We start from the raw sequence: 25141 nt of genomic DNA on the forward strand, positions 1-25141 counted from the left end.
TCAGTGGCCGGAGGCCCGCTGCTGCCGCAACACCGCCACCCTCCGATACAGCTCCACCGCCTCGACCCCCCGCCCCAGCTGCTCCAGACAGTGCGCCTCGTCATTCCGGCTGGCGAGAGTGTCGGGATGGTCAGCACCCAGCACCTGTTCGCGAGACGTCGCGACCCGCCGGTACTCGGTCAGCGCGTCGGCCCAGCGGCCGAGCCACCCCAGGCCGACGGCCACCTCACGTCGGCTGACCAGCGTGTCCGGGTGATCGGCACCCAGGACCCGTTCGCGGATCACGCACACATCGCGCGACTCGGCGAGCGCCTCCTCCCAGCGGTCGAGCCGACCGAGGTTGACGCCGAGGCCGTGCCGGGCGCGCAGGGTCTCGGGGTGGGCGGGGCCGTTGACGCGGGTGCGGTCGTCGATCAGGTCGCGGTACAGCCTCAGGGCCTCCGCGCTGCGGCCGAGCCGTCCGAGGCTGATGCCGACCTCGTAGCGGGCGGCGAGCGTGTCGGGGTGATCGGGGCCGAGGGCCTGGGCGCGTGCCTCGGCGACCTCCTGGTAGGTCGCCAGGGCCTCCGGCCAGCGCCCCAACTGGCCGAGCGCGTAGGCGACTTCGTACTGCGTGACCAGGGTGTCGGGATGGGCGGCGCCGAGCACGCGGGCGCGCGCGGTCGCCACCTCGCAGGCCATGCGGTACGAGTCCTCCAGGCGTCCCAGACGGCTCAGGTTGAAGGCGAGGTTGTGGCGGCAGCGCAGGGTGTCCGGATGGTCGGTGCCCATCGTGCGCTCCCGGGCGGCCAGGACGGTCGTGTAGGTCTGGTGCGCCTCGAAGTGACGGCCCAACTGCCCCAGGACGTACGCCATTTCCTGCCGGGCGGCCAGGGTGTCCGGGTGTTCGGCGCCTAGGACGCGCTCCCGCTCCCGGGCCACGTGGGTGTACTCGCGCAGGGCGTCGGCGGCGCGGCCGGTGCGGCTGAGGGTGAAGCCGACCTCGTAGCGGCTGGCGAGGGTCTCGGGGTGGGCGGGGCCGAGGACGTGCTCGCGTTCGGCGGCGACCGCGCGGTGAACTTCTCCGGCCTCGGCCCAGCGTCCGAGGCGACCGAGACTCAGGCCCGCGTTGTGCCGTCCGGCCAGCGCGTCGAGCGCCCGGGGCGAGGGGGCGGGCGGCAGCTGCGGTACGGGTTCCTCGGGGCGGCCGGTGGCCGGGCGGGCGATCCAGTCGCCGGTGAGACCGGCCGCCGGGTCGGGGGGTGTGGTGCTGATCCCGGCGCCGGTCGCCTTGTGGCCGGTGGTCATGCCCCGGGTCCAGGACGGCAGCCGGGCTTCGCGGGCGGCGGGCTCGGGGGGCGGGAGCTGGGGCCGCGGGGTGACGAGGGTCGGCACATACAGCGGGGTGGCCCGGCCCGCGCTGATCCGGCGGGCCAACTCCCGTGCGTCGCGCGGGCGTTCGTCCGGGAGCTTGGCGAGGAGGGCGAGGATGACCCGCTCCAGGAACTCGGGCACCTCGGAGCGGTGGTTGCGCGGTGGCTCGGGCGGGGTGTCGCGGTGTCCGACGAGCACCGCCCAGGCGTCGTCGAGGTCGAACGGCGGTACCCCGGTGGCGAGTTCGTAGAGCACACACCCGAAGGAGTACAGGTCGCTGCGCTGGTCGACCTCGCCGCCGCTGATCTGCTCCGGCGACATGTAGTGCGGAGTGCCCATCGCGATTCCGGTGCCGGTGAGCCGGGAGGTGAAGCCGATGTCGTGACCGAGGCGCGCTATGCCGAAGTCACAGATCTTCACCGTGCCGTCGGTCAACCGCATGATGTTCGCGGGCTTCAAGTCACGGTGGACGATGCCCTGTTGATGGGTGTAGGCGAGGGCGGCGGCGACCTGGTCGGCGATGTCGACGACGTCCGGGACGGGCAGCGGATGATGCTTGTTGTCCTCCAGGAGCTGGCTCAGGTTGCGCCCGTCCAGCAGTTCCATGACGAGATAGAGCACGCCGTCGGACTCGCCGAAGTCGTGCACGACGGTCACCCCGCGGTGCTGCAGCGCGGCGGCCACCCGGGCCTCGCGCCGAAAGCGTTCCCGCAGGACACGGGTGAAGGAGTGGTCGTGGTGCGGCCCGAGCGGCTTCAGGCACTTCACGGCGACCTGCCGCCCGAGCGACTCGTCGCGAGCACGCCACACTTCCCCCATGCCACCGCGCCCGATCAGATCGAGCAGCCGGTACCGGCCCTGGATCAGTCTGGTGTCCGCCATGTCCTGCTGCCGCCCCCGGTTCTGTCCGCCCTCCCCTGGCCCGTCCAGTATGGCGAGCTATCGTCCGAGTTTGTACGGCGCGGGGCGCGAGCCGGGGCCGAGCCGTGACACGGCCCGCAGGATGTGTTTGGGCGGGAGTTGCCAGCGCACACGTGCGGGAACGCAGCGCAGCAGGGTGCCCATGGCACGCAACTGCCGGGTGACGGTGGGCGGTTCGGGTGCGGCTCGGCCGTACAACTCGTGGGCGTACGGCGGCAGAGAGGCGTACGCCAACTGCGCCACGCGCCGCCACAGCACCTCACGCGCCGGGACGAGCAGGGGATGTGTCGGTGGACGGAGCAGGAAGTCGTCCACTTCCCGTGCCTCGGCTCCGGCGGCCAGCTCGGGCCGGACCTTCTCGAAGTAGGCGGCCAGCCCGGCCCGGTCCGCGGGCACGTCGGCGGGGTCGAGGCCCACCAGCCGGGCGCTGACCAGGTGTTCGCGGAGGTAACGGTCGGCGTGGGCGTCGGTGATCGGGTATCCGGAGCGGCGCAGGATGTGCAGATAGGAGTCGATCTCGGCGCAGTGCACCCACAGCAGCAGTCCGGGTTCGTCGACGGCGTACCGCTCCCCCGTGTCCGGGTCGACGACGGACAGCATGCGGTGGATCCTCCGCACCCGGGCGCCCGCCTTCTCCGCCGCCTCCGTGGTGCCGTAGGTCGTGGTGGCGACGAAGTGCGCGATGCTCAGCAGCCGGCCCCAGGCTTCGTCCCGGAAGGCGGAGTTCTGCATGACTCCGCGCACCGCGCGCGGATGCAGCGCCTGGAGGTACAGCGCGCGAACTCCGGCGACCCACATCATGGGGTCGCTGTGAGCCTGCCATGTCACGGACCTGGGGCCGAACAGCCCCGGATCGCCCGTCTCACCACCGTTCACAACGGCCAGTCGACCACGCGTGGGTCACGCCATCAAGGGGCCGCCCGGCCGGCCCGCGTTCCGGCCCCGCTAGCCGAGGGCGGGGTAGTCGGTGTAGCCGCGCTCGTCGCCGCCGTAGAACGTCGCGGGGTCGGGCGTGTTGAACGGGCCGCCCTGCCGGAGCCGCCGCGGGAGGTCGGGGTTGGCGAGGAAGAGGGCGCCGTACGACAGCGCGTCGGTGGTGCCGTCCTCGACCAGGCTCAGCGCTTCCGGGCCGGTGGGGTCCGGGTGGGTGAACGGGTTGAGGATGAACGTGCCCTGCCACTGCTTGCGCAGCCGGAGGGTCAGCTCGCGGTCCGGGCCCTCCAGGAGGTGGAGGTAGGCCAGGCCGAGCGGGGAGAGCGCCGTCAGCAGTTCGCCGTAGCGGCCGGACAGGTCGCTCTCGGTGATGTCGTTGTACGGGTTGCCGGGCGAGACACGGAAGCCCACGCGGTGGGCCCCGATCGCGTCGGCCACCGCCTTGGCCACCTCCACGCCGAAGCGGATACGGCCCTGGGTCGTGCCGCCCCACTCGTCGTCACGGAGGTTGACGTTGTCGGAGAGGAACTGCTGGATCAGGTAGCCGTTGGCGCCGTGGATCTCCACCCCGTCGAAGCCGGCGGCCACCGCGTTGCGGGCGGCGGTGGCGAAGTCGGCGATCGTCTGCTCGATCTCGGCGGACGTGAGTTCCTTCGGGGTGACGCAGTCCTGCGGGCCCTCCTGGGTGAAGACCTGGGTCTTCGCGGGCACCGCCGAGGGTGCCACGGGGAGCAGTCCGTCGGGCAGCAGGCTGGGGTGTCCGATACGGCCGGTGTGCATGAGCTGCGCGAAGATCACACCGCCCTGCTCGTGCACGGCGTCGGTCACCCGGCGCCAGGCCTCCACCTGCCCGGAGCTGTGCAGGCCGGGGGTGTCGGGGTAGCCCTGCCCGACCACGCTGGGCTGGATGCCCTCGGAGACGATCAGACCCGCCGACGCCCGCTGGGCATAGTAGACAGCCGTCGCCTCGGTCGGCGCCTGACCGGGGCCGTACGCGCGGCTGCGCGTCATCGGCGACATCACGATGCGGTTGCTCAGAGTCACGTCGGCGAGGTCGAGCGGTTCGAACGAGGTGGTCACGACAACTCCAAAAAATGGTCGGCCAATCAATCTCCTTCGACTATACATTGGTCGACCAAGTAAATGAGGCGCGGCATGCTCGGCCACCGCGCCGGAAGGCGAAGAACAGAGGTCAGACGGTCGGGGTGCGGTCAGCGGAACCGTCGATGTCGGCAGCGGGCGTCGGGGTCGTGAGGTTCGCCTCGATCCGGGTCAGCACGCGCATGGCCTGGGCGTACTCCGCCTCGGTGAAACCGGCCGCCGTGACCTGCTCCAGGTCGCGCCACGCCTTCCTGACCTGGTCCCGCAGTGCCTGACCTGCCCGGGTCGCGGCCACGACGACGGCCCGGCGGTCGTTCGCTGAGGGTTTACGGGTGACGAAGCCGGCCTGTTCCAGACGCTGGAGCATCTTGGTGACGGTCGACGGATCCAGGCCGAGCGTCTTGATCAGGTCCGCCTGTCGCTGCTCGCCGCGCTCCCACAACTGCATCATCAGCAGTTCCTGCCCCGCATACAGGCCGGTGTCGCGCAGCAGGGCGCCGGCCATGATCCGGTGCACCCGGGCCGCGCGGAAGATGGCCTCGCTCATCGGGGCGTCGGCGACGGTCGGCACCACGCTCTCCTCTCCCGGCTGCACCGCATCCGATTCCCGTGGCATGGCTGTCGATCCTCCCGACGGATGGGCACGTCCCCGACGGTCACGCCGGGGACGTCATGTCACCCGCCAGTGTATTGGCCAGCCAAGGGAACTCCGGGAATCAGAATCGCCGTACAGCGCAGGTCGCAAAGGGTTCCAGGGCGTTCCCCCTCCGAACCACCCTGCCGTTCGCGGTCACAGCCCGAGGATCACGTCGCGTACAGCGGCCGGCTGGGAGAGGAACGGGTGATGGCCCGCGTCGAGTTCCACGACACTGCCCGCCCGGCCGGCGAACTCGCGCTGCCGTGGGGCGGGGGTGCCTCTGTCCTGGGCGCAGACGAGGTACGTCGAGGGGACGTGTCGCCATGCCGCTGCCTTCACCGGCTGTTCGAGGACCGCCAGGCTCTGCGGGGCCGTCCTGTCCGCGGCCTCTCGCTGGATCTGCGGGTCACAGTCCTGGAGAAACGTCTCGGCCAGAGCGTCGGTCCGGACGGTGAAGGTGCCGGCCTCGGGATCGATGCCGAGAAACGGGGCGGGCCCCTCGCCGCCGAACGAGGAGAGGCTCTGCCCGACCTCGGGCAGGTAGCTCGACACGAGCAGCAGGCGGTGCACGGCGTCGACACCCGCAGCCGCCTCCGCGGTGACGATCCCGCCGTAGCTGTGGGCGACCACGACGGTGGGCTCGTGGCTCGCGGTCAGTACATCCCGGACCGCGGCGACGTCCTCGGCCAGCCCGGGTCCGCCCGCGCCCGCCGGCTCACCCGTCTCGCCGCAACTCGGCAGGGCGGGCGCCTCGCTGAGGACACCCCGCTCGGCCAGCAGCTCAGCGGTTCGATGCCACCACCACGATCCGTCCCTGACGCATGCCCCGTGCACGAAAACGACCCTCATCACGACCCCTTCGTCTTCTGTTTCGTCTTCTGTCACTTGCCTCTCGATCGACATTAGACGTACTGGTTATTACGTGAAAAAATGGCTCGATGGGCAGGCACCGGCAACCGCAGATCAGGGAGCGGCTGCTCGCCGCGTGCACCGACTACTCGCTCGAACACGGGCTCCCCGACCGGCTGGAGCCATTGGCCACCGCCGCGGGCACCTCCAGCCGGATGCTGATCTACCACTTCGGAACCCGTGACGGACTGCTCCGCGAGATCCTCGGACAGGCCCGGCAGCGCCAGCTCCAGGCCTTCACCGACCTGATACGCCTGCGACCCGACGAGCCCTACCCGACAACCCTTGCCCGCGCCTGGTCCGCGATCTCCGGGCCGGAGGGCGCGCCCTACCTCCGAATGTTCAACCGGCTGCACGACACCGCCGGCGAGCCCCTGTGGCCCGGCTTCCGGCGGACCGCGACCACCGACTGGCTCGCGCCCCTCGAGGCCGGCATGCGCAGCCTCGGGCGCCCCGAGCTCGCCACCGTCGTGCTCGCCGTCATCCGTGGCCTCCTCATGGACCTGGACGCAACCGGCGACGCCCCGCGCACGCACCAGGCCTTCCACGACTTCCTCACCACGATCGGCGGCGCCTGAGAACGCGTCCGTGAGCTGTTCGGCGGGCTTGGCCGGTTGTGGTGCCGGGTGAGAGACTGGCGCGCCGCGGAATCGGCGGAGCATACGGGGGCGCGATGGGCCAGGCGGTGACCGCAGCCATGCTGCGGGTAGCGGATGTGCACAAGTCGTACGGTCGAGGCGTCGGCGCCGTCCATGCTCTGCGTGGCGTTTCCTTCGAGGTCCCCCGGGGAGAACTCGTCGCTCTCAAGGGACGCTCGGGCTCGGGCAAGACCACCCTGCTCAACATCGTCGGCGGTCTGGACGAGCCGGACAGCGGACACGTCACCGTCGACGGGCTGCAGCTGCGGAACCAGGGTGAGGACGCCCTCCTCGCACTGCGCCGAGAGCGCATCGGCTTCGTCTTCCAGTCGTTCGGGCTCATTCCCATCCTCACGGCCGCCGAGAACGTGGGCGTGCCGCTGCGGTTGCGAAGGGCCGACCCGCGTGAGCGGCGGGAGCGCGTCGAACTGCTGCTGTCGCTCGTGGGGCTCGCGGACCATGCCGCGCAGCGCCCGAGCGAGTTGTCGGGCGGGCAGCGCCAGCGCGTCGCCATCGCCCGCGCCCTGGCCAACAACCCCTCGATTCTCATCGCCGACGAGCCGACCGGCCAGTTGGACGCGGAAACCGGGCACTCCGTGATGGAACTGCTGCGCGCGGTGGTCCGCAGCGAACAGATCACGGCTCTCGTGGCCACCCATGACAGAACACTTCTCGACCTCGCGGATCGTGTGCTGGAGCTGAAGGACGGAGAGATCACCGAGTCCTAGGGCCGGTCGTGTCGTCCGGGCGGACGGCGATGTGGTCGGGTTCCAGTTCCAGGGCGACACGGTCGCGCATCCCCAGGGCCCGGGTGTACTCGGCGGGGAGCTGAAGGCGGCCGGCCCGGTCGAGCATGGCGTATTCACGGGCGACCAGGTTCTCCTGGCCGGTGGCGGAGTCGACTTCGCTGTGGCGCAGGACCTCCGTCGATGTGCGGCCGTCCCGGATGGCGACCGTACGGCGGACCTCACCGGCGACGGACTGGTCGTGGGTGACGATCACGATGGTGGTCCCCAGCTCCTCGTTGGCGGTGCGGAACGCGGCGAAGACCTGTTCGGCGGTGTGGGAGTCGAGTTCGCCGGTGGGCTCGTCGGCGAGCAGGACCGCGGGATCGTTGGCGAGGGCGACCGCGAGGGCGACGCGCTGCTGCTGACCGCCGGACATCTCGTGCGGGCGACGGTCGCGGCATTCGGCGACGTCCAGCAGGCCGAGGAGTTCCATGGCGCGATCGGCCCTGGTTCGGCGCCGGCCTCGCGCGCGGGCCAACTGCAGAGGCAGGGCGACGTTCTGCGCGGCGGTGAGATAGGGCAGGAGATTGCGGGAGGTCTGCTGCCAGACGAAGCCGACGGTCCTGCGACGGTAGGCGAGGCGTTCCTTGGCGGACATCGTGACCAGGTCGTGGCCGGCGACGCGGGCAGCTCCGGCGGTGGGTCTGTCCAGTCCGGCCAGGATGTTCATGAGGGTGGACTTGCCGCTGCCGGAGGCACCGACCAGGGCCATGAGTTCCCCCTTGCGCACGAGGAGATCGAGGCCTTGCAGTGCCTGGACCTCCACGCCGTCGGCGGAGAAGATCCGTACCAGCCGGTCGCAGGTGATCAGGGCGTCGTGACCGTAGACGGCGGCGTCGCGCGCGGCGAGGGCGCGGTCGGTGAGTTCGTGGAAGGTCGGGCTGCTGGTCATCGGCTGCTCCTGGACGGACAGGGGGACACGGGCCGGTACGGGAGGGAGCTCGGTCTCGAGGTTCTGCTCACTGTCTAGTCGTCACCCATCCTCAGTTCGCGTACCGAGCCACGGCGGTTGGTCCACCAGGCCTGGCCTGCGGGCACACCGACGGCCAGCAGCAGCACGGTGAGCGCCGGAACCGCCAGCGAGAGCGGATCGGTGCGCAGCGCGGCCCCTTCGAGGGCGGACGGGGAGGCCAGGGCGAGGGTCGTCAGATCGACGCCGGGCGACAGCAGGTGAATGCCGGCCCAGCCGGTCAGCAGACCACCCGCCGCGGCCAGGAGCGCCTGTGGGAGGGCCGTGAGGATCAGCAGTCGGCGGCCCTGGGACCGGCTCATGCCCATGGTGCGCAACCGGGCGAGCAGGGCGCTGTGTTCGGGCGCGGTGCGCAGCACGGTCAGCAGGAGGGCGAGGGCCGCGTATCCGGCGCCCGCGGCGACCGCGACACCGTAGAGGCGTTCCGCGCCGGACTGCAGCGGTGAGTCGACGTGCCGCGCGCGTTCTTCGCTGCGCAGCCGGACGGATGTCGCCGTGCCGTCCGCCGCCGAGCGCAGGGCCCGGCCGTTCAGGGCGTCACCGGTCAGCAGCAGGGTCGTCGTACGCGCCACGTCACGGGGTAGGCCGGCGCGGTCCACGATCAGGAAGTCGTCACCGATCACGGCAGAAGTGCGCTCCCGGACCAGGACGATCCGGACGGTGACGGAGGTGCCGTCCGGGAGCAGGACGGGGTAGGGGCCGGTGCCGTACTCCTCGGCCACGCGCGGTGAGGCCAGCGCGGGCAGGGGCCGGTCGGCGTCGGCCGTCGTACCGGCGGCCCTCTGCCGGAGGTCCGCCGCGTCGAACGCCCCCAGTCCCGTGCGGTGCGACAGGCGCGCGTAGGCGTCGGGATCGACTCCGGCCAGCGGCACCGGCTGACTGCTCTGTTGCGGCTTCGCCTCGTTGATGACGCTCGTTTCCGTCAGTTCCCGTACGCCGGGCAGCCGGCGGACGCGGTCCGGCAGGGCTTGAGGGAGTTCGCCCGTGGGGTTCTCGATACGGCCGTCGGCGCCGACGGCGAGGAGTGCGGCCCGGTCGCGGGCCGCTGCGACCCCGGCAAGGACCGAGCCACCGAACGCGGCCGTGGTCAGGGCGGTGAGCAGGGCGAGCAGCGGCAGCACGGCGAAGCCGGGGGCGCGGGCCACATGGGCCAGCGACAGCGGAATCACCGGGCCGCGCATGCGAGTGGTCGCCCTGCTCAGCGCACGCAGAGGCAGGGGGTGGAGGCGTGCCAGCAGCAGAGCCGCGACCACGCCTGTCAGCAGCGGGGCGACTGCCACCAGACCGGTGCTGCCGGATCCCTGTCGGCGCAGTGCGGCGACCGCCCCCGACGCGATGACCAGCACGGTCAGTTCGGCCACCGTGCGGCGCCGCGACGGCCGGGCGGAGGCGAGGTCCTCCCGACCGTCGTGCATCCGTACCGTGCGGTGCGCTCCCACTGCGCGCAGTGGGAGCGCGACGGAGGCGAGCAGGGTGACGGCGAGGGCGGCGGTGACGGCGGACGCGCTGCGGGCACCGGGCAGGAGGAGCAGGGCGGCGGTCAGTCCGAGGGCGCCGGCCGGCACGGCCACCACCGCCGTCTCCGCCAGCAGCCGAAGGGCGAGGCCGGGCAGTGAGGCGCCGCGAGCACGCAGCAGGGCCAGCTCCGCGCGTCGGCGATCGGCTGCCGCACCGCCGGCCATGGCCAGGACGATCACGGCGAGGCTGCCGGTCCCGGCGGCGGCGAGGAGAAGCAGCGGGTCGATCCCCGACCGCAGGCCGGCATGGTCGGTGAGGACCTCGTCGAGATTCGTCTGTGCCTCCAGGCGCGGGTCGACGACCGCCCGCAGTCGCTGCACGCCCGGGCCCGACTCGAAGGCGGCGACGGCGGACGCCAGCCGGTCGAGATCGTGGCCGCGCAGGCCGGCGACGTCCGGGGCCACCTGCCAGTACCGGTGTGGGACGCCGGGGGTGCCCAGCAGGACCGGGCCGGCATCGGGGGCGAGGAGCAGGCCGCCGGTCCAGTAGACCTCCGTCAGCGCGCTGCCGGGCAGGCGGCTCAGCGCGGGGGTGCGCAGCACCGGCAGCGTCGACCAGTAGGCGCCCGCAGGAGCGCGCGGGACGACGATCCCGGTGACCCGGACGGCGAGCGGGGCGCGGACGGGGCTTGGCAGGTGGATCACCGAGCCCACCCGGATGTGGAGCGTGCGTGCGGTGTCCACGGTGACGGCGGCCTCGACCTCCTCGGTCGTCGCGGTCACCGGTTCGCCCGTGGTGCGTGGCAGCCGGCCCGCGCTGAGCCGGGCGTGGGAGGCCAGGTCCTGCTGAGCGGCGAGCAACAGTTGGGCGGGTATCCCGGCGGGCTGGGGAAGCCAGGGGTCGGACGCTGCCAGGCCGACGGTCGTGCGTACGCCGTACGACGACTGCGTGGGGTCGGGAACCAGCGGCGCCCTCGTGGTGGCGAGAACCTCCTTCCGCGCTGCGGCCAGCGGACCGGTGCGCAGGGCGGCCTCCGCCTCCTCGACCGTGTCCGTCCAGGGTGGCGGGGCGTCCACCTGCACGGTCGTCCGGTCGGGCATGGCCTGCTCGACCGCCCGGCGCAGCCCCGCGTCCCCGTACCGGTCGACGGCACGCGGGTACGCGGCAGCCAGCGCGGCGGTCACGGCCACCAGCAGCGCGAGGGCCACGGACGTACCGGCGAAGGCCCTCAGCCGGGTCCGCACCCCGGCCCGTACGTGCGGCGGCACCGCCCTTGTCCCGCCGCTCCGCGTGGTCACTGCGTCACCTCGTCCCTGAGAGTCGTCACGGGTTTCGCCCGCCGGAGTGCCAGGGCCACGGTCACGAGGGCGGGGCCCGCCGCCAGGGCCGCCAGCAGGGCGGCCAGGCGCGGGAGCGGGAGTTCGACCAGCACCGGTGGGAGCGGCCGGGTGGCCTGCCCGGTCAGGACGACCAGGGGAACCAGGGCGTACGTCAGCACCGCGCCCAGGGCCGTGCCGATCAGCAGCGCCAGGGCCACCAGTACGCCGTGCTCCACGGCGACCAGCCGGGCCAGCCGACGGCGCGATACGCCCAGGGCACGCAGTACGGCGAACTCGGCGTCCCGCGCCCGCATCGCCCCCGCCGCGCTCACCGCGAAGCCGAGCGACGCGAAGAGCACCGTGACCCCGGCCGCCGCGACCAGCGCCGCTTCCGGGGCCGCCCCGAACGGGTCGTCGCGCAGCTGGGCCGCTATCTCGTCGCGCACCACCACCTGCTCCGGATCCACGTCGGGCAGGGCCCGCACGGCGGCTGCCGCGGCACCGGGCGCGGCCGTGCGCAACCACCACTCGGTGGGCGTGAGGCCGGTTCCGTAGCGGGCCTGCAACACCCGGTCGACGGCCCGGAGATCGACCAGCAGGGCCCCGCCGTCCTGCGCGGTGGTTTCCGTCGTGGGCAGGGCGCTCGCGGTGCGGACGATGCGTACGGGCACGGAACGGCCGTCGAACGTCACGTCCACGCGCTGGCCTTCGCGCGCCCCGGACGCGGTGAGGAACCGGTGGGTGGCGATGGCGGCGATCTCGGGCGCCCTGGGCTGGGGGACCTTCAGCCGGACCTCCAGCGGCGTGGCGGCCGGCGGGACGTCCGGCGGCAGGTAGCCGGTGCTGTACGTCATGGTGACGGGTGCCGTCGACGTGATCCGGGGGCGGGTCGGACGGGCGTCGTCGTCGGGGGCGAAGGCGGCCGAGTCGGACTCGGCCGCGGTCGCCCACCTCGTCGGCAGGGTCAACTGCCGGATGTCACCGTCGCCCGCTGTCGCCGTGAGCGTGCCGAGGACCAGACGGTGCCGATGGGCACGGCCGGCCGGCTGCGACATGCTCAGGGTGAGCCCGGTCAGCGCCAACGGGCCCTGGGCGCCGTTCAGATCCGGGGTCAGCGGGTGCGGGCGGCCGTCGGCGGCGAGGCGGCCGGACCGTATGTCGTAGGAGGTTCCGTGGCGGTCCCGCACCGTGAGCGTGACGTCCGCGCCCGGCCCCGGCGTGGTGCTGTGCAGGGCGGCGGTCAGCGTGAGCCGGGCCGTGCCCTCCGGTATCCCGATGCCCGCGGGCGCTCCGCGCGGCGCGAGCCCGGCGAGCAGCGGACCGTCCGTCAGGTCGCGCCGCGCCAGTACCGCCCCGGCCGCCTCCGCCGTGTTCAGGGCCACGACGGTCGCGGTGCGGCTGCCGGAGAGCGACACGGTGCCACGGACCGCGGGGGCGACCGCGTCGACGTGCGGAAGGCCCGCGTAGACGTCCGTTCGGCCCGCACCGCCGCCCCCGGAGGTCAGGACGCGCACCTCGGCACCCGCGCGGAAGTCGGCCTGGTCTGCCTGGGAACGGTGCCAGGACGCGCCCTGCCCGATCGCGATCACGCCCAGCGCCACGGAGACGACCAGGAGCAGCACCGGACCCGCCCCCCGCATCGGCCGGCGGCTGAACTGCCAGCCGACCATGGCCGCGGTCAGCCCGTGCCCACGGGCCAGAAGCCGCTCGCCGACCCGCGCCAGCAGGGGCAGCAGCCGCAGCACCAGAACCGTTCCGGCGAGCAGCACCACAGCCGGTGCCGCCACCAGCAGCGGGTCGACGCCGAGGACGCCCTCACGGTCGGTGGTGACAGCTCCGGAGCCCTGGCTTCGGAGCAGCCAGAAGGCGACACCGGCCACGGCCAGCAGCCCGACGTCCGCCCCGGCGCGCAGCGGTGCGGCCAGCGCCCCGGCACGCACCGTGACGGCACCCGTGAAGGACGCCCGCCACGCGGGGACAGCCACCGCCAGCGCACACAGCGCGGCCACGCCCGCGGCGACCGACCACACCTCGGGCCGGCCCCCGAACGGCACGTCGACGCGTACCCCGGTCCGGCCCAGCGCACCCTGCCCGACCAGCAGCCGCGTCAACGGCCCCGACAGCAGCGGCGCCACCACCACCGCCGGCACGGAGATCAGCAGGGCCTCCAGCGCGGCCAGGCCCGCGAGCCGTGCCCGGGTCGCACCGCGCGCCCGGAGCAACCGGGCCTCGGCCACGCGCTCGGAGCTGAGCAACCGTGCGACGAGCAACAGGGCGCAGGCCGCGAGCAGTCCGAGCTGGCCGGCGACGATCAGCATGCCGGTACGGGTCACGAGCAGGGAGCGTTCGATGCGGTCCAGTACCTCCGGCAACGCGGTGGCCGCCACGGTCGCACCGCCGAGCGCGGGCTGGGCGCGCAGCTTCGCGCTCCCCGAGCGGACAGCCTCGCGCAGCGCGTGGATCCGCCCCGTCGTCAGCGAGGAGTAGTCGGCCGACGCCAGCCAGCCCGACGTACCGACGCTCACCCGCCCCGACGTCGGCACGCCCGCAGCGGTGAGCAGGGGACCGTACGTCGTGAAGCTCGACGCCTCGACTCCGCGGCCGTCCAGGTCGTCCAACTGCCAGTAGGGTGCCCGGACGTCCGCCGGCCGGTACACGCCGGTGATCAGGACGCGCACCGCCGGGCCGCCCAGCCGGTCGGTGACGGTCAGCCGGGCGCCGGGTGCCACGCCGAGCCGCTGGGCGGCGCTCTGCGGCAGTGCGGCCTCGATGGAGCCGGCGGTCACCGCCTCCCGGGGGAGCCGCCCGGCGACGGTCCGCACCTGGGTGCGGTCCAGGGCCGCGAAGTGGGTGAGGTCGGGGTTCCCGTCGCGCTCGTCGGCCGGCCGCAGCGCGGGCGGGAGGGCATAGGGGCCGGAACGCAGCAGGGTACGCACCCGTACGGGCAGCCCGGCGAAGGTGGTGCGGGCCCCCGCCCGCACGGCGTCGTCGGCGGCCTGCCGCTCGTCCGCCGACACGCCGCCCTTGACCACCAATGCGGCCTCGGCGGCGGTGCGCTGCTCGGCGAGCGACCGCCGCAGCGCCGCATCGCCTACCGCGCCCGAGTAGGCGGTGAGCGCGGCCAGCACGGTCGTGGTCAGCAGCACGGTCAGCAGGGCGGCACCGACAAGCGCGCGGTACACCCACGCCCGCAGCGCGATGAACCGCAACACGCCCACGGGCACGCCTCGTTCCCCCACCGAACCCCCCGATTCCAGCGTGCAGGTGCAAGGGGGAATTGTAGGACCGACTTTGGTCAACTTGCGATCGGATGTCGACGAGGTTTGAACTGTCCGACGGGGACGTAGACGTTATTGTCGAATTTACAACACAGACGTAACATGGTGGCTCGACTCCCCCGCCCACCCTGTGGCGCACTCGTGAGGAAGTAGTTCGATGTCCACATTTGCCGGAGTGCTCTCGGTCATACTCGCGCTGACCTTCCTCGGAAGCGGAGTGGCAAAGCTGGTGGGCGTGCCGGCCGTCGAAGAGAGCGGGCGACTGCTGCGCATCTCCCACCGCCTGCACCTGACGGTCGCGCTGCTCGAGATCGCCGCGGTTGCCGGGCTGGTGATCGGCCTGTGGTGGCGGCCCCTGCAGATCGCCGCGGCCGTGGGACTGACCCTCCTCATGGTGGGCGCGGTCGCCTACCACGTCCGAGCGGACGACTCCGCGCAGAACACCTCGGTCCCGGCAGTACTCGGCCTGCTGACACTCACGACGACCATGGCATCACTGATGGCATGAGAACACCGCCTCCTGCCTGCCGCCGGAGGCCGGGCAAGAGCACATCGTCACGACCCACGGGAGACATACCGCCATGTGCCACACCGACATCCCACCGGGCGAGTCGACGCCTGACGCCGTACGCCGCGAGGTGGAGATCAGTCTGCCCACCGGCGAGGCGATGCCCGCGCAGCACGTTGTCACGGTTCCGGGCGCGCCCGCCGTACTGATCATCGCCGACATGCTCGGCCGCAGTCCGTTCTACGAGCACCTCGCCGCCCTGGTCGCCGCCGCGGGCTTCCAGGCGCTGCTGCCCGACGTCTACTTTCGTCAGGGACCGCTGCCGGAGGCGGGCACCGAGGCCGCGATCGCGCGCCGCGCCGAGCTCGACGAGCGGCAGAGCGTCGAGGACCTGCGTGCCGCGGTCGGCTGGCTCGGCGCACGCTGCGCGGGCACGGCGGTGGGCACGATCGGGTTCTGCATGGGCGGCACGTTCGCACTCGACCTGGCGTCGACACAGGACGATCTCGTGACGGTTGCCTACTACGGCTTCCCCGAGCCGCCGGCATGGCTGGTGTCACCGCCACCGCGGCCGATCGATCTCGTCGACTCACTGCGCGGGCCGGTGCTCGCGTTCTGGGGCGACCAGGACGACACCGTGGGCCTGGCGAGCGTCGAACGCTACGCCGAGCGGGCCACGGCCGCCAACGCGCACTTCGAGCACACGGTCCTGCCCGGGCTAGGCCACGGCTTCCTCGGGTCGGCCGCCCTCGGCGACTCCGCCGACCCGGCCGGCGCTACGTGGACCCGGACCATCGCCCATCTGCGTGATCACCTCGGTGCCGAGGGGGCCCCAGGATGAGCAGGATCACGTGATGCCGACGTTGTCGACCGGGCAACAAGCCCAGAACATGGTGTCGCTGTTCGCGGACGTCGAACCGTAAATGTCCATCACCGCGGCACCACGGTCGGTCGCGTCGTACGTCCTCTTGTAATGCACCGTACCGGCGGCGAGAACCCCATGAACGAGCCGGGCATGTTGCTGCCCGGTCTGTGCACACCCGCCGATTGGTCAAGACCTCTTCAATCCTCCCCGGCATGCCTGGTGACGACCCCGGACGGGTGGGTTCACTGCGCTGCATGGAACATCTGACGACCCTCGGACGACTTCGCCGGACGGCTCTCGGGCTCGCCTGCGCGGTCGCCTCGCTCGGCCTGGCGTTGAGCGCCACCTCGCCCGCCGGGGCCGTGACGGTGCCGGCCGAGTTCGGTACCGACTATCACGACCCGCTCACCGCCGCACCGGCCATCGCCACTCCGCACACCAGGTCCTGTTCGGTCACGGTCGCCGAGGCGAAGTTCAAGGACTTCACCCCTTACACAGGGACCTACACCCCGCCGACCGGCTGCGGCACGCCGGGCCGCTGGTCGAAGGTCGTGCTGCGGATGGACGGCAGTGTGGCCGGGCGGCAGTACGACCGACTCGGGTACCTCGACATCGGCGGGGTCCAGGTCTTCCGTACGTCGACGCCGGAACCGTCGCAGGACGGCATCGACTGGTCCGTCGAGAAGGACGTCACGCGGTACGAGAAGACGCTCGGCGCCGAGCAGTCCGTCGACATGCTCATCGGCAACGTTGTCAACGACACCTACACCGGTGTCCTCGACGTCAAGGTCACGCTCACCTTCTACGCCCCCGGGCCGGACGGCACCGTGTCGGCCCCCGACCAGGTCATCCCGCTCAGCGACGCGAACAGTGTGACCAGCGGCGCCTCGCTGACCACGCCCCGCAACTCCGAGCGGATCCTCGCCGAGGTGTACGCGACCGGATCGGGCGGCGGCTGCGAGGAGTTCTGGTACTCGGCGGTGACCCCGTCGGCGTCGTACTCCTGCCAGGGTGCGGACGACGGCCCGTACCGCGAGGTCGAGGTCAGCATCGACGGAAAGGTGGCCGGGATCGCCTCGCCCTACCCGAACGTGTGGACGGGCGGCTGGTCCCCGTACCTGTGGTCGGTGCTCCCGTCGCCGACCGCTTTCGACGTACGGCCGCTGGAGTTCGACCTGACGCCCTTCGCCGGCGAGTTGAACGACGGCAAGGCGCACACGGTCGACGTGTCGGTGCTCGGGGTGCCGAGCGGACAGACCGGGTGGAGCGCGCCGACGAACATCCTGGTCTGGCAGGACGCCCACAAGTCGGTGGTGACGGGGGCGATGACCTCGTACAGGACGTCGGCGCCGAAGGTGACGAACACGTACGAGGACGGTTCGCTGCGCAGTCTGGTGACGGCGGGCGCGCACAGCCTGAAGGTCTCGGGCTACCTCGACACCTCCCACGGCAGGGTCACCACGACGGTCGACCGGTCACTGACCACGGCGATCACCCACCACTGGACCCCGGACGAGAACACCGACAACCAAACGGGCCGCTGGACCGACGCCCAGCAAGTCATCGTGAACGGGCACGCCTCCCGTACCGACCGCACGTACACCCTCGACGGTCGCGCGACGATCGACACGGACAACCGGCTCCGCGTGATCATGTCCATCGACGACCACGCCCGCACGGACGGGGTCCTGCGCGACGACAAGTACGCCGGTGACGCGACGTTCACGCTGGGCGTGGCCCGTGAGGACCGGCACGCGGTGGCGACAACGAGCGAGCGGTACCGGCTCCGAGGAAGGGGCGCGTGCTACGACCACACGCTCGCCACGGAACAGGGCGTCCTGACGAAGGACGTACGACGCTGCTGATCCTGGGCGGTACGGAATCGGTCGTCCCGGATTGATTTCCGCGACAAAAGGGGCGGTCGATCAACTCCCGGCTTGCGAACGTCGGTGGCAGCAAGGCCGGACGGGTCAGGCGGCGGAGCGCTCGTCGGGCCGGCGGCGGCGCAGCGCGGGCTGCTGGATGGCGGGTGGGTTGTAGGCCAGGTCGAGCGTCCCGATCTCGGTGCCGGGAGGCACGATGGCGTCGATCTGGTCGAGTGTCTCGTCGGTCAGGGTGGTCTCTGCGCCCGCGAGCAGGTCGTCGAGGTGATCCATGGTCCGCGGTCCGATGATCGCCGAGGTGACACCGGGGTGGGCGATCGTGAAGGCCATGGCCAGGTGCGTCAGCGACATCCCGGCCTTGGCGGCGACGGGGACGAGCTGCTCGACGGCGTCGAGCCGGCGATCGTCGCTCATGTGCTTGAAGCCGAAGCCGCCGCGATGGGTGGTGGCCTGCTGCCCCTTGCGGTAGCGGCCGGTGAGCAGCCCCCCGGCCAGCGGACTCCAGACCAGCGTGCCCATCCCGTAGCGCTCGCAGACCGGCAGCACTTCGCGTTCGATGCTGCGGTCGAGGATCGAGTACGACGGCTGCTCGGTCCGGAACCGCTGCAGGCCGTGCCGTTCGGCGGTCCAGAGTGCCTCGACGATGTCCGAGGCCGGGAAGGTCGAGGAGCCGATGGCACGGACCTTGCCGGCGCGGACGAGGTCGGTGAGGGCCGAGAGGGTCTCCTCGATGTCGGTGTCCGGCGCGGGCCGGTGGATCTGGAACAGGTCGACGTGGTCGGTCCCCAGCCGGCGCAGGGAGTCCTCCAGCGCACGGACCAGCCAGCGCCGCGAGTTGCCCTGCTGGTTGGGGTCGTCCCCCATGGGGAGGTGCGCCTTGGTGGCCAGGACGACGTTGTCGCGACGGCCCCTGAGAGCCTTTCCGACGATCTCCTCCGACTCGCCGCGCGAGTAGAAGTCGGCGGTGTCGACGAAGTTGATGCCCGCGTCCAGCGCCTTGTGGATGATGCGTACGGAGTCGTCGTGGTCGGGGTTGCCTATGGCGCCGAACATCATGGCGCCCAGGCAGTAGGGGCTGACCTTGATACCGGTCCGTCCCAGCGTGCGGTACTGCATGGATCTCCCTCTTGCACGGGCTGTTGAACGGACCGACTACGAGGTCTACGAGGTCGGCGTGAATACCGCGGGCAGCGCCGAAATGGACTCGGTTTCCGAACCGCGGAACTCGTGCCGAATGTCATCCGTGCTCAGCCGGATGTCCGGGAGCCGCTTCAGGAGTTCGGTCGCGGCGATGGTCATCTCCATCCGGGCGACCGCCTGGCCGGGGCAGGCATGTATGCCGAATCCGAACGTCAGGTGACGTGACATCCCACGGTCGAGCCGGAACTCGTCGGGGTCGGTGAACTTCTCCGGGTCGCGGTTCGCCGCGGCCCAGCACAGGTAGGCCGTCGAGTTCTCGGCAAGATCCACACCCTGGATGTTCACGTCCGACGTGATGCGACGATAGAACCCGAAGACAGGCGGGTGCAGACGCAGCGCCTCCTCCACCGCGGCCGGGACGAGGTCGGGATCCGCGACGAGCCTGTCGCGTACTTCCGGGTTCCGCAGCACCTCGTAGAGGAGGCTGCTCAGGCCGGAGACGGTGGTCTCGTGCCCTGCGAGGAGCAGGCTGATCATGGTGTCCGTGATCTCCTGCGGTTCGAGCGGGCGACCGTTCATCTCGGCGTTCGCGAGCAGGGTCAGAAAGTCGTCTCCCGCCTTGCCCCGACGTGCCAGCACCGGCGCCGTAGCGATCTTCGAGAAGTCGCCCAGTGCCTTCCTGAGCCGCTCCGGCTCCTTCAGGCTCGCGAGCACGTCGCCGGACAGGCGACGGATTTCCTCCTTGTGTTCGGAGTCGAAGCCCAGGATGTGACAGATCGCCAGAAGCGGCACCTGCTCGCAGTACTCCGCGACCAGGTCGCACTCCCCTTTGGCAGCGAACGAATCGATCAGGTCGACGGTGTCGGCGCGCACCAGGGCCTCGATGCGCTCAGGAGTCGAATCGTCCACGCCGAGGTCGACCATCTCGCGCCACGCGGTGTGCTCCGGCGGATCCCAGTCGATCGCAAGACGAGCCCTGGCCGCGATCGGACGTACCGCCGAGGGCCTCGACGAGAACGTCTTCCAGTCCTTGGCGGCGCTCCTGACGTCGGCATGCCGAAGCAGGACGTCGAAAGCGCCGAGCTCCTCGCTGTGGGCGACCGGACACTTCCCCCGAGCCGCCGCGAGCCGTTCATGGGCCTCGGCCGGCGTTGTTCCGTAGGTACTGAAATCGGTCAGAGCGGACTCTTGCAGATCATGGCCCCGCGGGGATGGTGACGGCACTGTCAGGCACCCTTCAGCAAGATCGGACAACGCAATTCTACTTTCACGTCGATTATTTGATGCTAGCAGCGAAAAATTGAGCACACAACGACTCCCGCCCGGTAAATGACTTGAGTGACGAACTATGGACGCATGAGTCAAACTAATCTATGTTCCAGATCACCACCGTCGCCGAGCGACTGCGGGCGGATCCCGGTGGATTCCACGAGGAGGCAATCAATGGCGATTGGATCGACGCGCGTGGCCAGTGGGACGGGCTCAGCGTCAGCCGTGGACGACGAGCAGGACGTGATCGCGGCCCAGGCGGTGGAGACGGCGGCCCGTCTCGTACCGCTCCTCGGCTCGAAGGCCGAGGAGGCTCGTACTCTCGGACGCCCCACCGACGAGGCGATCGAAGCGCTGGAGGACTCCGGGCTCCTGATGCTCATGGCGCCCAGGATCCGGGGCGGCCGGCAGATCTCCCTGAGCACGTTCATCGATGTGGGCGAGCAACTGGCGCGCGGCTGCGCCTCGACGGCCTGGGTCGCCAGCATCTACATCGGAACCGTGTACATGGTCGCCGGCTTCTCCGACGAGGCCCAGGACGATGTCTATTCCACAGGCACTCCGAAGGTACTGGCCGCGTTCAACCCCACGGGTGAAGCGGTGCCGGTGAGCGGTGGCTACCGTCTGACCGGAACCTGGCGTTTCTGTACGGGGCAGCACCACGCCAACTGGGCGTTGCTCTCGTCCCTGATCATGAGGGACGGCCGGCCGCCCATGCCGGCGCAGTTCCTCGTCCCGCGCAGTGAGTGCCGAAGCGCCGACGACTGGGACGTCTCCGGGCTCTCCGGAACCGGATCGTCCTCCCTGTCCGCAGACGGTGTCTTCGTGCCCGAGCACCGGGTGCTGCCCTTCTCCGACCCCACCACGGTGCTGTCGCTCTCCAAGGCCCTCGCGGACGACCCTTACTTCAGGATGCCCTTCATCCCCTTCTTCGCGACGGGTGCCACGGGGACGCCCCTCGGTATGGCCAGTGCCGCCCTGGACCTCATGAAGGACCGTGTCCAGAAGCGGGGCATCACCTACACGCAGTACACGCGCCAGGCGGACGCCACCATCACGCACTTCCAGATGGACTCGGCGGTCATGAAGCTCGACCAGGCCCGGTTCCACTCCGAACGGGCCGCGGCCACCGTCGCGTTGGTGGCCGAGGACCCGTCGGACACCGTACTGCGGGTCCGGTGCCGCGCCGACGCCGCGTGGACCACCTCGCTGTGCCGGGAGGTCGTGGAGATCGTCCAGCAGGCGTCCGGCGCCTCCGCCATTCACCGCAAGGATCCGCTCTCCCGCATCGTCAGCGACATACAGGCCCTGTCGGTGCACTCCTTCATCCTGCACAGCACCAACGCGGAACTGCACGGCCGTGTCCTGTGCGGGCTGGAACCCGGTGTGCCGTTCATCTGAGCCGTAGCACTCCCCCGAAAGGAAAGTCATGCCCGAGACCGAGCAGGGCGTGTTCAAGCACTTCCCCACCGATTTCCGGGGCGAACTCTTCCGCCCCACGGACGTCGGCTACACGGCGGCGCGAGCGATCTACAACATGCGCGACAGCGAGGCGACGCCGGCCCTGATCGCACGAGCCGCCGACGAGCAGGACGTACTGGCCGTCGCACGCTTCGCCACGGAGACAGGCACTCCGCTGGCCGTACGCGCCGGAGGGCACGGCAGCGACGGAACCGCCATGCCGGACGGCGCACTCGTCGTCGACGTCACCGCACTCGACGCCATCGACGTCGACAGGGCCACCGGCGTCGTGCGGCTGGGTGCCGGGGTGCTGCTCGGCGACATGGACGTCGCGTTGGAGCAGTACGGGCTGGTCGTGCCGGCCGGCACGGTGAGCACGACCGGCGTCGCCGGGCTCACCCTGGGCGGTGGCGTGGGATACAACATGCGCCGGTACGGGGCCACCGTGGACAGCCTGCTGGCCTGTGACGTGGTGACACTCGACGGTCGGCTGGTCCGGGCGAGCGAGACGGAGAACGCGGATCTGTTCTGGGCGCTGCGGGGCGGTGGCGGCAACTTCGGCGTGGTGACCGGATTCGAGTTCCAGGGCCGCTCCATGCAGCGCGAAGTGGCCGCCGGCTTCGTCCCGTTCGACCTGGAGCACGCACCCGAGGTGCTTGCCGCGCTGCGCGAGCACATGCCGACGGCGCCGCGGGAACTCTCCGTCATCGCCGCACTGACCCAGTGCCCGCCGCTGCCGCCGGTGCCGGCAGACAAGCACGGCGCGGAGGTGCTGATGCTGGTCGTGGTCTACACGGGCCCGCCGGACAAGGCCGAAGCGGTGACGGACGCGCTCGCGGCCCTGGGGCCGTCCATCGGCAAGGTGATCCAGCCGATGCCCTGGTCCGTGGCGAACCGGATGCTGGACGCCATCGCCCCGTTCGGCCGCCGTATGTACATGAAGGGCGTGTACCTGTCCGAACTCGGCGACGACGTCATCGACATCATGGTGCGCCACGCCGCGAACCACGAGCCGCAGACCACCCCTCCGCTGCCGAGCACCGTGCAGAACATCTGGGCCATGGGCGGCGCCATCAGCGAGGACCACGACGAGGACGCCATGGCCTTCTCCCGGGAGGGCGCCGGCTGGTTCTGGGAGACCGTCACCCAGTGGGACCTGCCTGAGCACGACAAGGCGTTCCAGAGCTGGGTCGACGGCGTGCACGCGGAACTCAAGCCGCACGTCCGGGACAACTGCTACATCAACCTCTCCACCGACATGGGAGCCGAGTGGCGCCGCGGTGTGTGGGGCAGCCCCGAGAAGTACGCGCGGCTGGTGCGGGCGAAGACCGACTGGGATCCGCAGAACCTGCTGCGCTTCAACAAGAACATCGAGCCACTCGGCTCAGGGTGATCGGAGGGGATCCGGCGAGATGAGGAGGGCGGCTCCCGAGTGAGGAGCCGCCCTCCTCATCTGCCGGTCGGCCTGCCGCCCGCCTTGAGCACACCGCTCGGCAGCTCCCGGCCGACGGCTCGCTGGGCAAAGCCCGCAGCCTTGACGAGGGCGTTCAGGTCGCACCCGGTTGCCACGCCCATCTCCTCGCAGAGATAGACGAGTTCCTCGGTGGGCACGTTGCCGCTGGCCCCCGGCGCGAACGGGCAGCCGCCCAGTCCGCCGATGGACGCGTCGATGTCGATAACGCCGATCTGCAGGGCCGCCAGGACGCACGCGAGTCCGGCGCCGCGCGTGTTGTGCATGTGCAGGCCCACGGGGGTACCCGGGGCGATCTCCCGTACGGCGCCGATCAGTTGGACGACCCGGAGGGGTGTGGCGGTCCCGATGGTGTCGCCCAGACACAGGACGTCGGCTCCTTGGGACACCGCCTCCCGCGCGATGTGCAGGACGCGGTCGTCCGCTGTCGGGCCGTCGAAGGGGCAGTCCCAGGCGGTGGCGACGATCACTTCGCAGGTGCCGCCCGCGTCGTGCACCAGGTCGGCGATCCGGCCGACCCCGGCGAGCGACTCGGCCGTCGGGCGCTTGACGTTGGCGTGGCTGTGACCGTCCGCGGCGGACACGACGTACTCGATGTTGCGGATCCCCGCCTCCAGGGCCCGGTGGGCTCCGCCCTCGCTCGCGACCAGCGCGGACCACTGGACGTCCGGCCACTGGTGCAGCGCCGCCGCGACCTCGCGGGCGTCCGCCATCGCGGGAACGGCACGCGGGGAGACGAAGGCGGTGGCCTCGATGCGCTTGAGGCCGCTGCGTACGAGCAGTTCCAGCAGTCGGAGTTTCTCGGCGGTGGGGATCGGGCGCTCGATCTGCAGACCGTCGCGCGGGCCTACTTCCCGTAGGTTGACGGCGGTCGGCAGCGGCAGCGTGGTCGTCACGGGGGTTCCTTCGTTCCGGCGGTTCATACGACACCCTCGCGCCGCAGTTCGGCGATCTCGTCCGGTCCCAGGGCGAGGAGTTGGCCGTAGACCTCTTCGTTGTGCCACCCGGGTTCCGGCGGGCCCGCCCAGCGCACCGCGCCGGGTGTCCCGGACAGCCGCGGTACGACGCCGGGGCCGAGGACGTCCTCACCGAGGCGTTCGTCGTGATGGGGTACGAGCATGTCCCGGGCCTGGAACTGGGGGTCGGCGACGATGTCCGCGGCCGTGTACACCGGGCCGGCGACGACGTCCGCCTCCTCCAGCCGGGACAGCGTCTCGGCGGCCGTTCGCTCGGACACCCAGTCCGCGACGATCGACTCGATCAGTTCCTGGTGCTCCCCGCGGGCCACATGGGTGGCGAAGCGCGGGTCGACGGCCAGTTCGGGGCGTTCCATCACCGCGCACAGCCGCCCGAAGACCGTGTCCTGGTTGGCCGCCACGATCAGCCACTTCTCGTCCTTGGTACGGAAGAGGTTCGAGGGGGCGATGCCGTCGAGCCGGGTCCCCGAGGGCCGGCGGATCTTGCCGAGCCGGTCGTACTCCGGGATCACCGACTCCAGCAGGGCGAGCGACGACTCGGTCAGGGCCACGTCGACCACCTGCCCCTGGCCCGTCCGCTGCCGGTGGAGCAGGGCGGCGAGCACGCCCTGCACGGCGAACATCCCGGCGAGCGAGTCCCCGAGGGACACCGCCATCCGGGGCGGGGCCTGGCCGGGGAACCCGTTGATCGCCCGCAACCCGCCCATGGCCTCCGCCACCGAGGCGTATCCCGGACGGTGGCGGTAGGGGCCTGTCTGTCCGAAACCCGACACCCGGGCAAGCACGACGCCGCGGTTGGCCGCGCACAGCCGGTCGTACCCGAGGTTCCAGCGCTCCAGCGTGCCCGGACGGAAGTTCTCGATCACGACATCCGCCTGGCGTACGAGGTCGAGGAACAGGTCCTGTCCGCGTTCCGAGCGCAGGTCGAGGGTGACGCACCTCTTGTTGCGGGCATGGATCGTCCACCACAGGCGGTGCCCTCGGTAGGCGTGCTGGCCCCAGTCCCGCAGGGGGTCCGGACGGCCGGGTGCCTCGATCTTGATGACGTCGGCCCCGTGGTCCGCGAGCAGTCTGCCGGCGAAGGGGCCCGCGACGATGGAGCCGATCTCCAGCACCCGTACGCCGGTCAGCGCACCGCCGGTCATCTCGCTCTGTGAAGCCTCGGCGGCGACTTCGGCTTCCGCACGCACCGGCATGACGCTCCTTCGATCGTGTTCCGCCCCGGCATGGGAGGCGGAGGGAAGATGACCCGCAGGGCAGCT

19 protein-coding genes are annotated in these 25141 nt (G+C 71.3%); 7 read left to right on the forward strand and 12 right to left on the reverse strand.

Annotation, left to right across the window (positions count from 1 at the left end):
* The 5 genes from ACFYXF_RS02845 to ACFYXF_RS02865 all read right to left on the reverse strand — a co-directional run bounded on the left by ACFYXF_RS02845 (position 1) and on the right by ACFYXF_RS02865 (position 5794).
* Positions 1–2235 carry a tetratricopeptide repeat protein gene (locus tag ACFYXF_RS02845; protein WP_389347443.1) on the reverse strand — a complete coding sequence of 745 codons (2235 nt, stop codon included), beginning with the start codon at positions 2233–2235 and terminating at the stop codon, positions 1–3.
* A 57-nt stretch (positions 2236–2292) separates the two neighbouring features.
* Positions 2293–3150: an oxygenase MpaB family protein gene (locus ACFYXF_RS02850; protein WP_389347446.1), complete on the reverse strand. Its 858-nt coding sequence runs from the start codon at positions 3148–3150 to the stop codon at positions 2293–2295.
* A 69-nt stretch (positions 3151–3219) separates the two neighbouring features.
* The gene (locus ACFYXF_RS02855) at positions 3220–4287 is read right to left on the reverse strand and encodes an alkene reductase (RefSeq protein ID WP_389347448.1); all 1068 of its coding nucleotides are present in this window, start codon (positions 4285–4287) and stop codon (positions 3220–3222) included.
* A 112-nt stretch (positions 4288–4399) separates the two neighbouring features.
* On the reverse strand, positions 4400–4924 hold the full coding sequence (locus tag ACFYXF_RS02860) for a MarR family winged helix-turn-helix transcriptional regulator (protein WP_389347450.1): 525 nt from the start codon (positions 4922–4924) through the stop codon (positions 4400–4402).
* 174 nt (positions 4925–5098) lie between these two features.
* Positions 5099–5794, reverse strand: coding sequence for an alpha/beta fold hydrolase (locus ACFYXF_RS02865; RefSeq protein ID WP_389347452.1), 696 nt, complete (start codon positions 5792–5794; stop codon positions 5099–5101).
* Positions 5795–5883: 89 nt separating this feature from the next.
* Between ACFYXF_RS02865 and ACFYXF_RS02870 the strand changes: the two genes are divergently transcribed.
* Together ACFYXF_RS02870 and ACFYXF_RS02875 are read left to right on the forward strand one after the other, a co-directional pair.
* Entirely contained in the window at positions 5884–6432 is a 549-nt protein-coding gene (locus ACFYXF_RS02870) for a TetR/AcrR family transcriptional regulator (RefSeq protein WP_389347454.1), read from the forward strand.
* A 95-nt stretch (positions 6433–6527) separates the two neighbouring features.
* On the forward strand, positions 6528–7220 hold the full coding sequence (locus tag ACFYXF_RS02875) for an ABC transporter ATP-binding protein (protein ID WP_389347456.1): 693 nt from the start codon (positions 6528–6530) through the stop codon (positions 7218–7220).
* On the opposite strand, the gene ACFYXF_RS02880 is transcribed toward ACFYXF_RS02875, so the two are convergent.
* The 3 genes from ACFYXF_RS02880 to ACFYXF_RS02890 all read right to left on the reverse strand — a co-directional run bounded on the left by ACFYXF_RS02880 (position 7207) and on the right by ACFYXF_RS02890 (position 14251).
* Complete coding sequence (locus tag ACFYXF_RS02880; RefSeq protein ID WP_389347458.1) at positions 7207–8172, reverse strand: ABC transporter ATP-binding protein; 966 nt, start codon at positions 8170–8172, stop codon at positions 7207–7209. The two genes, ACFYXF_RS02875 and ACFYXF_RS02880, sit on opposite strands and share 14 nt — an antisense overlap.
* Positions 8173–8246: 74 nt before the next feature.
* On the reverse strand, positions 8247–11006 hold the full coding sequence (locus ACFYXF_RS02885) for an ABC transporter permease (RefSeq protein WP_389347460.1): 2760 nt from the start codon (positions 11004–11006) through the stop codon (positions 8247–8249).
* Positions 11003–14251, reverse strand: coding sequence for an FtsX-like permease family protein (locus ACFYXF_RS02890; protein WP_389347462.1), 3249 nt, complete (start codon positions 14249–14251; stop codon positions 11003–11005). Before ACFYXF_RS02890 ends, ACFYXF_RS02885 begins: the two co-directional genes overlap by 4 nt.
* A 211-nt stretch (positions 14252–14462) precedes the next feature.
* Here ACFYXF_RS02890 and ACFYXF_RS02895 point away from each other — a divergent pair, with 211 nt between their 5' ends.
* The 3 genes from ACFYXF_RS02895 to ACFYXF_RS02905 all read left to right on the forward strand — a co-directional run bounded on the left by ACFYXF_RS02895 (position 14463) and on the right by ACFYXF_RS02905 (position 17543).
* Positions 14463–14813, forward strand: coding sequence for a DoxX family protein (locus ACFYXF_RS02895; RefSeq protein WP_389347464.1), 351 nt, complete (start codon positions 14463–14465; stop codon positions 14811–14813).
* Between the two features lie 73 nt (positions 14814–14886).
* Positions 14887–15654 carry a dienelactone hydrolase family protein gene (locus tag ACFYXF_RS02900; RefSeq protein WP_389347466.1) on the forward strand — a complete coding sequence of 256 codons (768 nt, stop codon included), beginning with the start codon at positions 14887–14889 and terminating at the stop codon, positions 15652–15654.
* A gap of 278 nt (positions 15655–15932) precedes the next feature.
* On the forward strand, positions 15933–17543 hold the full coding sequence (locus tag ACFYXF_RS02905) for a peptide-N4-asparagine amidase (RefSeq protein WP_389347468.1): 1611 nt from the start codon (positions 15933–15935) through the stop codon (positions 17541–17543).
* Between the two features lie 105 nt (positions 17544–17648).
* Here ACFYXF_RS02905 and ACFYXF_RS02910 read toward each other — a convergent pair whose 3' ends face one another.
* Together ACFYXF_RS02910 and ACFYXF_RS02915 are read right to left on the reverse strand one after the other, a co-directional pair.
* A complete protein-coding gene (locus ACFYXF_RS02910; protein WP_389347470.1) occupies positions 17649–18677 on the reverse strand; it encodes an aldo/keto reductase in 1029 nt (342 codons plus the stop codon).
* A gap of 45 nt (positions 18678–18722) precedes the next feature.
* Positions 18723–20009 (reverse strand): cytochrome P450, encoded by a 1287-nt coding sequence (locus tag ACFYXF_RS02915; RefSeq protein WP_389347472.1) that lies wholly within the window; start codon positions 20007–20009, stop codon positions 18723–18725.
* Between the two features lie 135 nt (positions 20010–20144).
* Here ACFYXF_RS02915 and ACFYXF_RS02920 point away from each other — a divergent pair, with 135 nt between their 5' ends.
* Together ACFYXF_RS02920 and ACFYXF_RS02925 are read left to right on the forward strand one after the other, a co-directional pair.
* Positions 20145–21371, forward strand: a complete 1227-nt coding sequence (locus ACFYXF_RS02920; protein ID WP_389347474.1) for an acyl-CoA dehydrogenase family protein — start codon at positions 20145–20147, stop codon at positions 21369–21371.
* Positions 21372–21399: 28 nt separating this feature from the next.
* A complete protein-coding gene (locus ACFYXF_RS02925) occupies positions 21400–22824 on the forward strand; it encodes an FAD-binding oxidoreductase (RefSeq protein ID WP_389347476.1) in 1425 nt (474 codons plus the stop codon).
* Positions 22825–22880: 56 nt separating this feature from the next.
* Here the strand turns inward: ACFYXF_RS02925 and ACFYXF_RS02930 are convergent, their stop codons facing one another.
* Complete coding sequence (locus ACFYXF_RS02930; protein WP_389347478.1) at positions 22881–23798, reverse strand: hydroxymethylglutaryl-CoA lyase; 918 nt, start codon at positions 23796–23798, stop codon at positions 22881–22883.
* 23 nt (positions 23799–23821) lie between these two features.
* Positions 23822–25075 carry a CaiB/BaiF CoA transferase family protein gene (locus tag ACFYXF_RS02935; RefSeq protein ID WP_389347480.1) on the reverse strand — a complete coding sequence of 418 codons (1254 nt, stop codon included), beginning with the start codon at positions 25073–25075 and terminating at the stop codon, positions 23822–23824.
* Between the last annotated feature and the right edge of the window lie 66 nt (positions 25076–25141).

The sequence above is a fragment of the Streptomyces sp. NPDC002680 genome, from assembly GCF_042889145.1.
GTDB classification, from domain to species: Bacteria; Actinomycetota; Actinomycetes; order Streptomycetales; family Streptomycetaceae; genus Streptomyces; species Streptomyces adonidis.

Excerpts from the sequence above, each read along its gene's own strand:
- ACFYXF_RS02845 (WP_389347443.1), bottom strand. The coding sequence starts at position 2,235 with ATGGCGGACACCAGACTGATCCAGGGCCGGTACCGGCTGCTCGATCTG.
- ACFYXF_RS02860 (WP_389347450.1), bottom strand. The coding sequence starts at position 4,924 with ATGCCACGGGAATCGGATGCGGTGCAGCCGGGAGAGGAGAGCGTGGTG.
- ACFYXF_RS02865 (WP_389347452.1), bottom strand. The coding sequence starts at position 5,794 with ATGAGGGTCGTTTTCGTGCACGGGGCATGCGTCAGGGACGGATCGTGG.
- ACFYXF_RS02870 (WP_389347454.1), top strand. The coding sequence starts at position 5,884 with ATGGGCAGGCACCGGCAACCGCAGATCAGGGAGCGGCTGCTCGCCGCG.
- ACFYXF_RS02875 (WP_389347456.1), top strand. The coding sequence starts at position 6,528 with ATGGGCCAGGCGGTGACCGCAGCCATGCTGCGGGTAGCGGATGTGCAC.
- ACFYXF_RS02880 (WP_389347458.1), bottom strand. The coding sequence starts at position 8,172 with ATGACCAGCAGCCCGACCTTCCACGAACTCACCGACCGCGCCCTCGCC.
- ACFYXF_RS02895 (WP_389347464.1), top strand. The coding sequence starts at position 14,463 with ATGTCCACATTTGCCGGAGTGCTCTCGGTCATACTCGCGCTGACCTTC.
- ACFYXF_RS02900 (WP_389347466.1), top strand. The coding sequence starts at position 14,887 with ATGTGCCACACCGACATCCCACCGGGCGAGTCGACGCCTGACGCCGTA.
- ACFYXF_RS02905 (WP_389347468.1), top strand. The coding sequence starts at position 15,933 with ATGGAACATCTGACGACCCTCGGACGACTTCGCCGGACGGCTCTCGGG.
- ACFYXF_RS02910 (WP_389347470.1), bottom strand. The coding sequence starts at position 18,677 with ATGCAGTACCGCACGCTGGGACGGACCGGTATCAAGGTCAGCCCCTAC.
- ACFYXF_RS02920 (WP_389347474.1), top strand. The coding sequence starts at position 20,145 with ATGGCGATTGGATCGACGCGCGTGGCCAGTGGGACGGGCTCAGCGTCA.
- ACFYXF_RS02925 (WP_389347476.1), top strand. The coding sequence starts at position 21,400 with ATGCCCGAGACCGAGCAGGGCGTGTTCAAGCACTTCCCCACCGATTTC.
- ACFYXF_RS02935 (WP_389347480.1), bottom strand. The coding sequence starts at position 25,075 with ATGCCGGTGCGTGCGGAAGCCGAAGTCGCCGCCGAGGCTTCACAGAGC.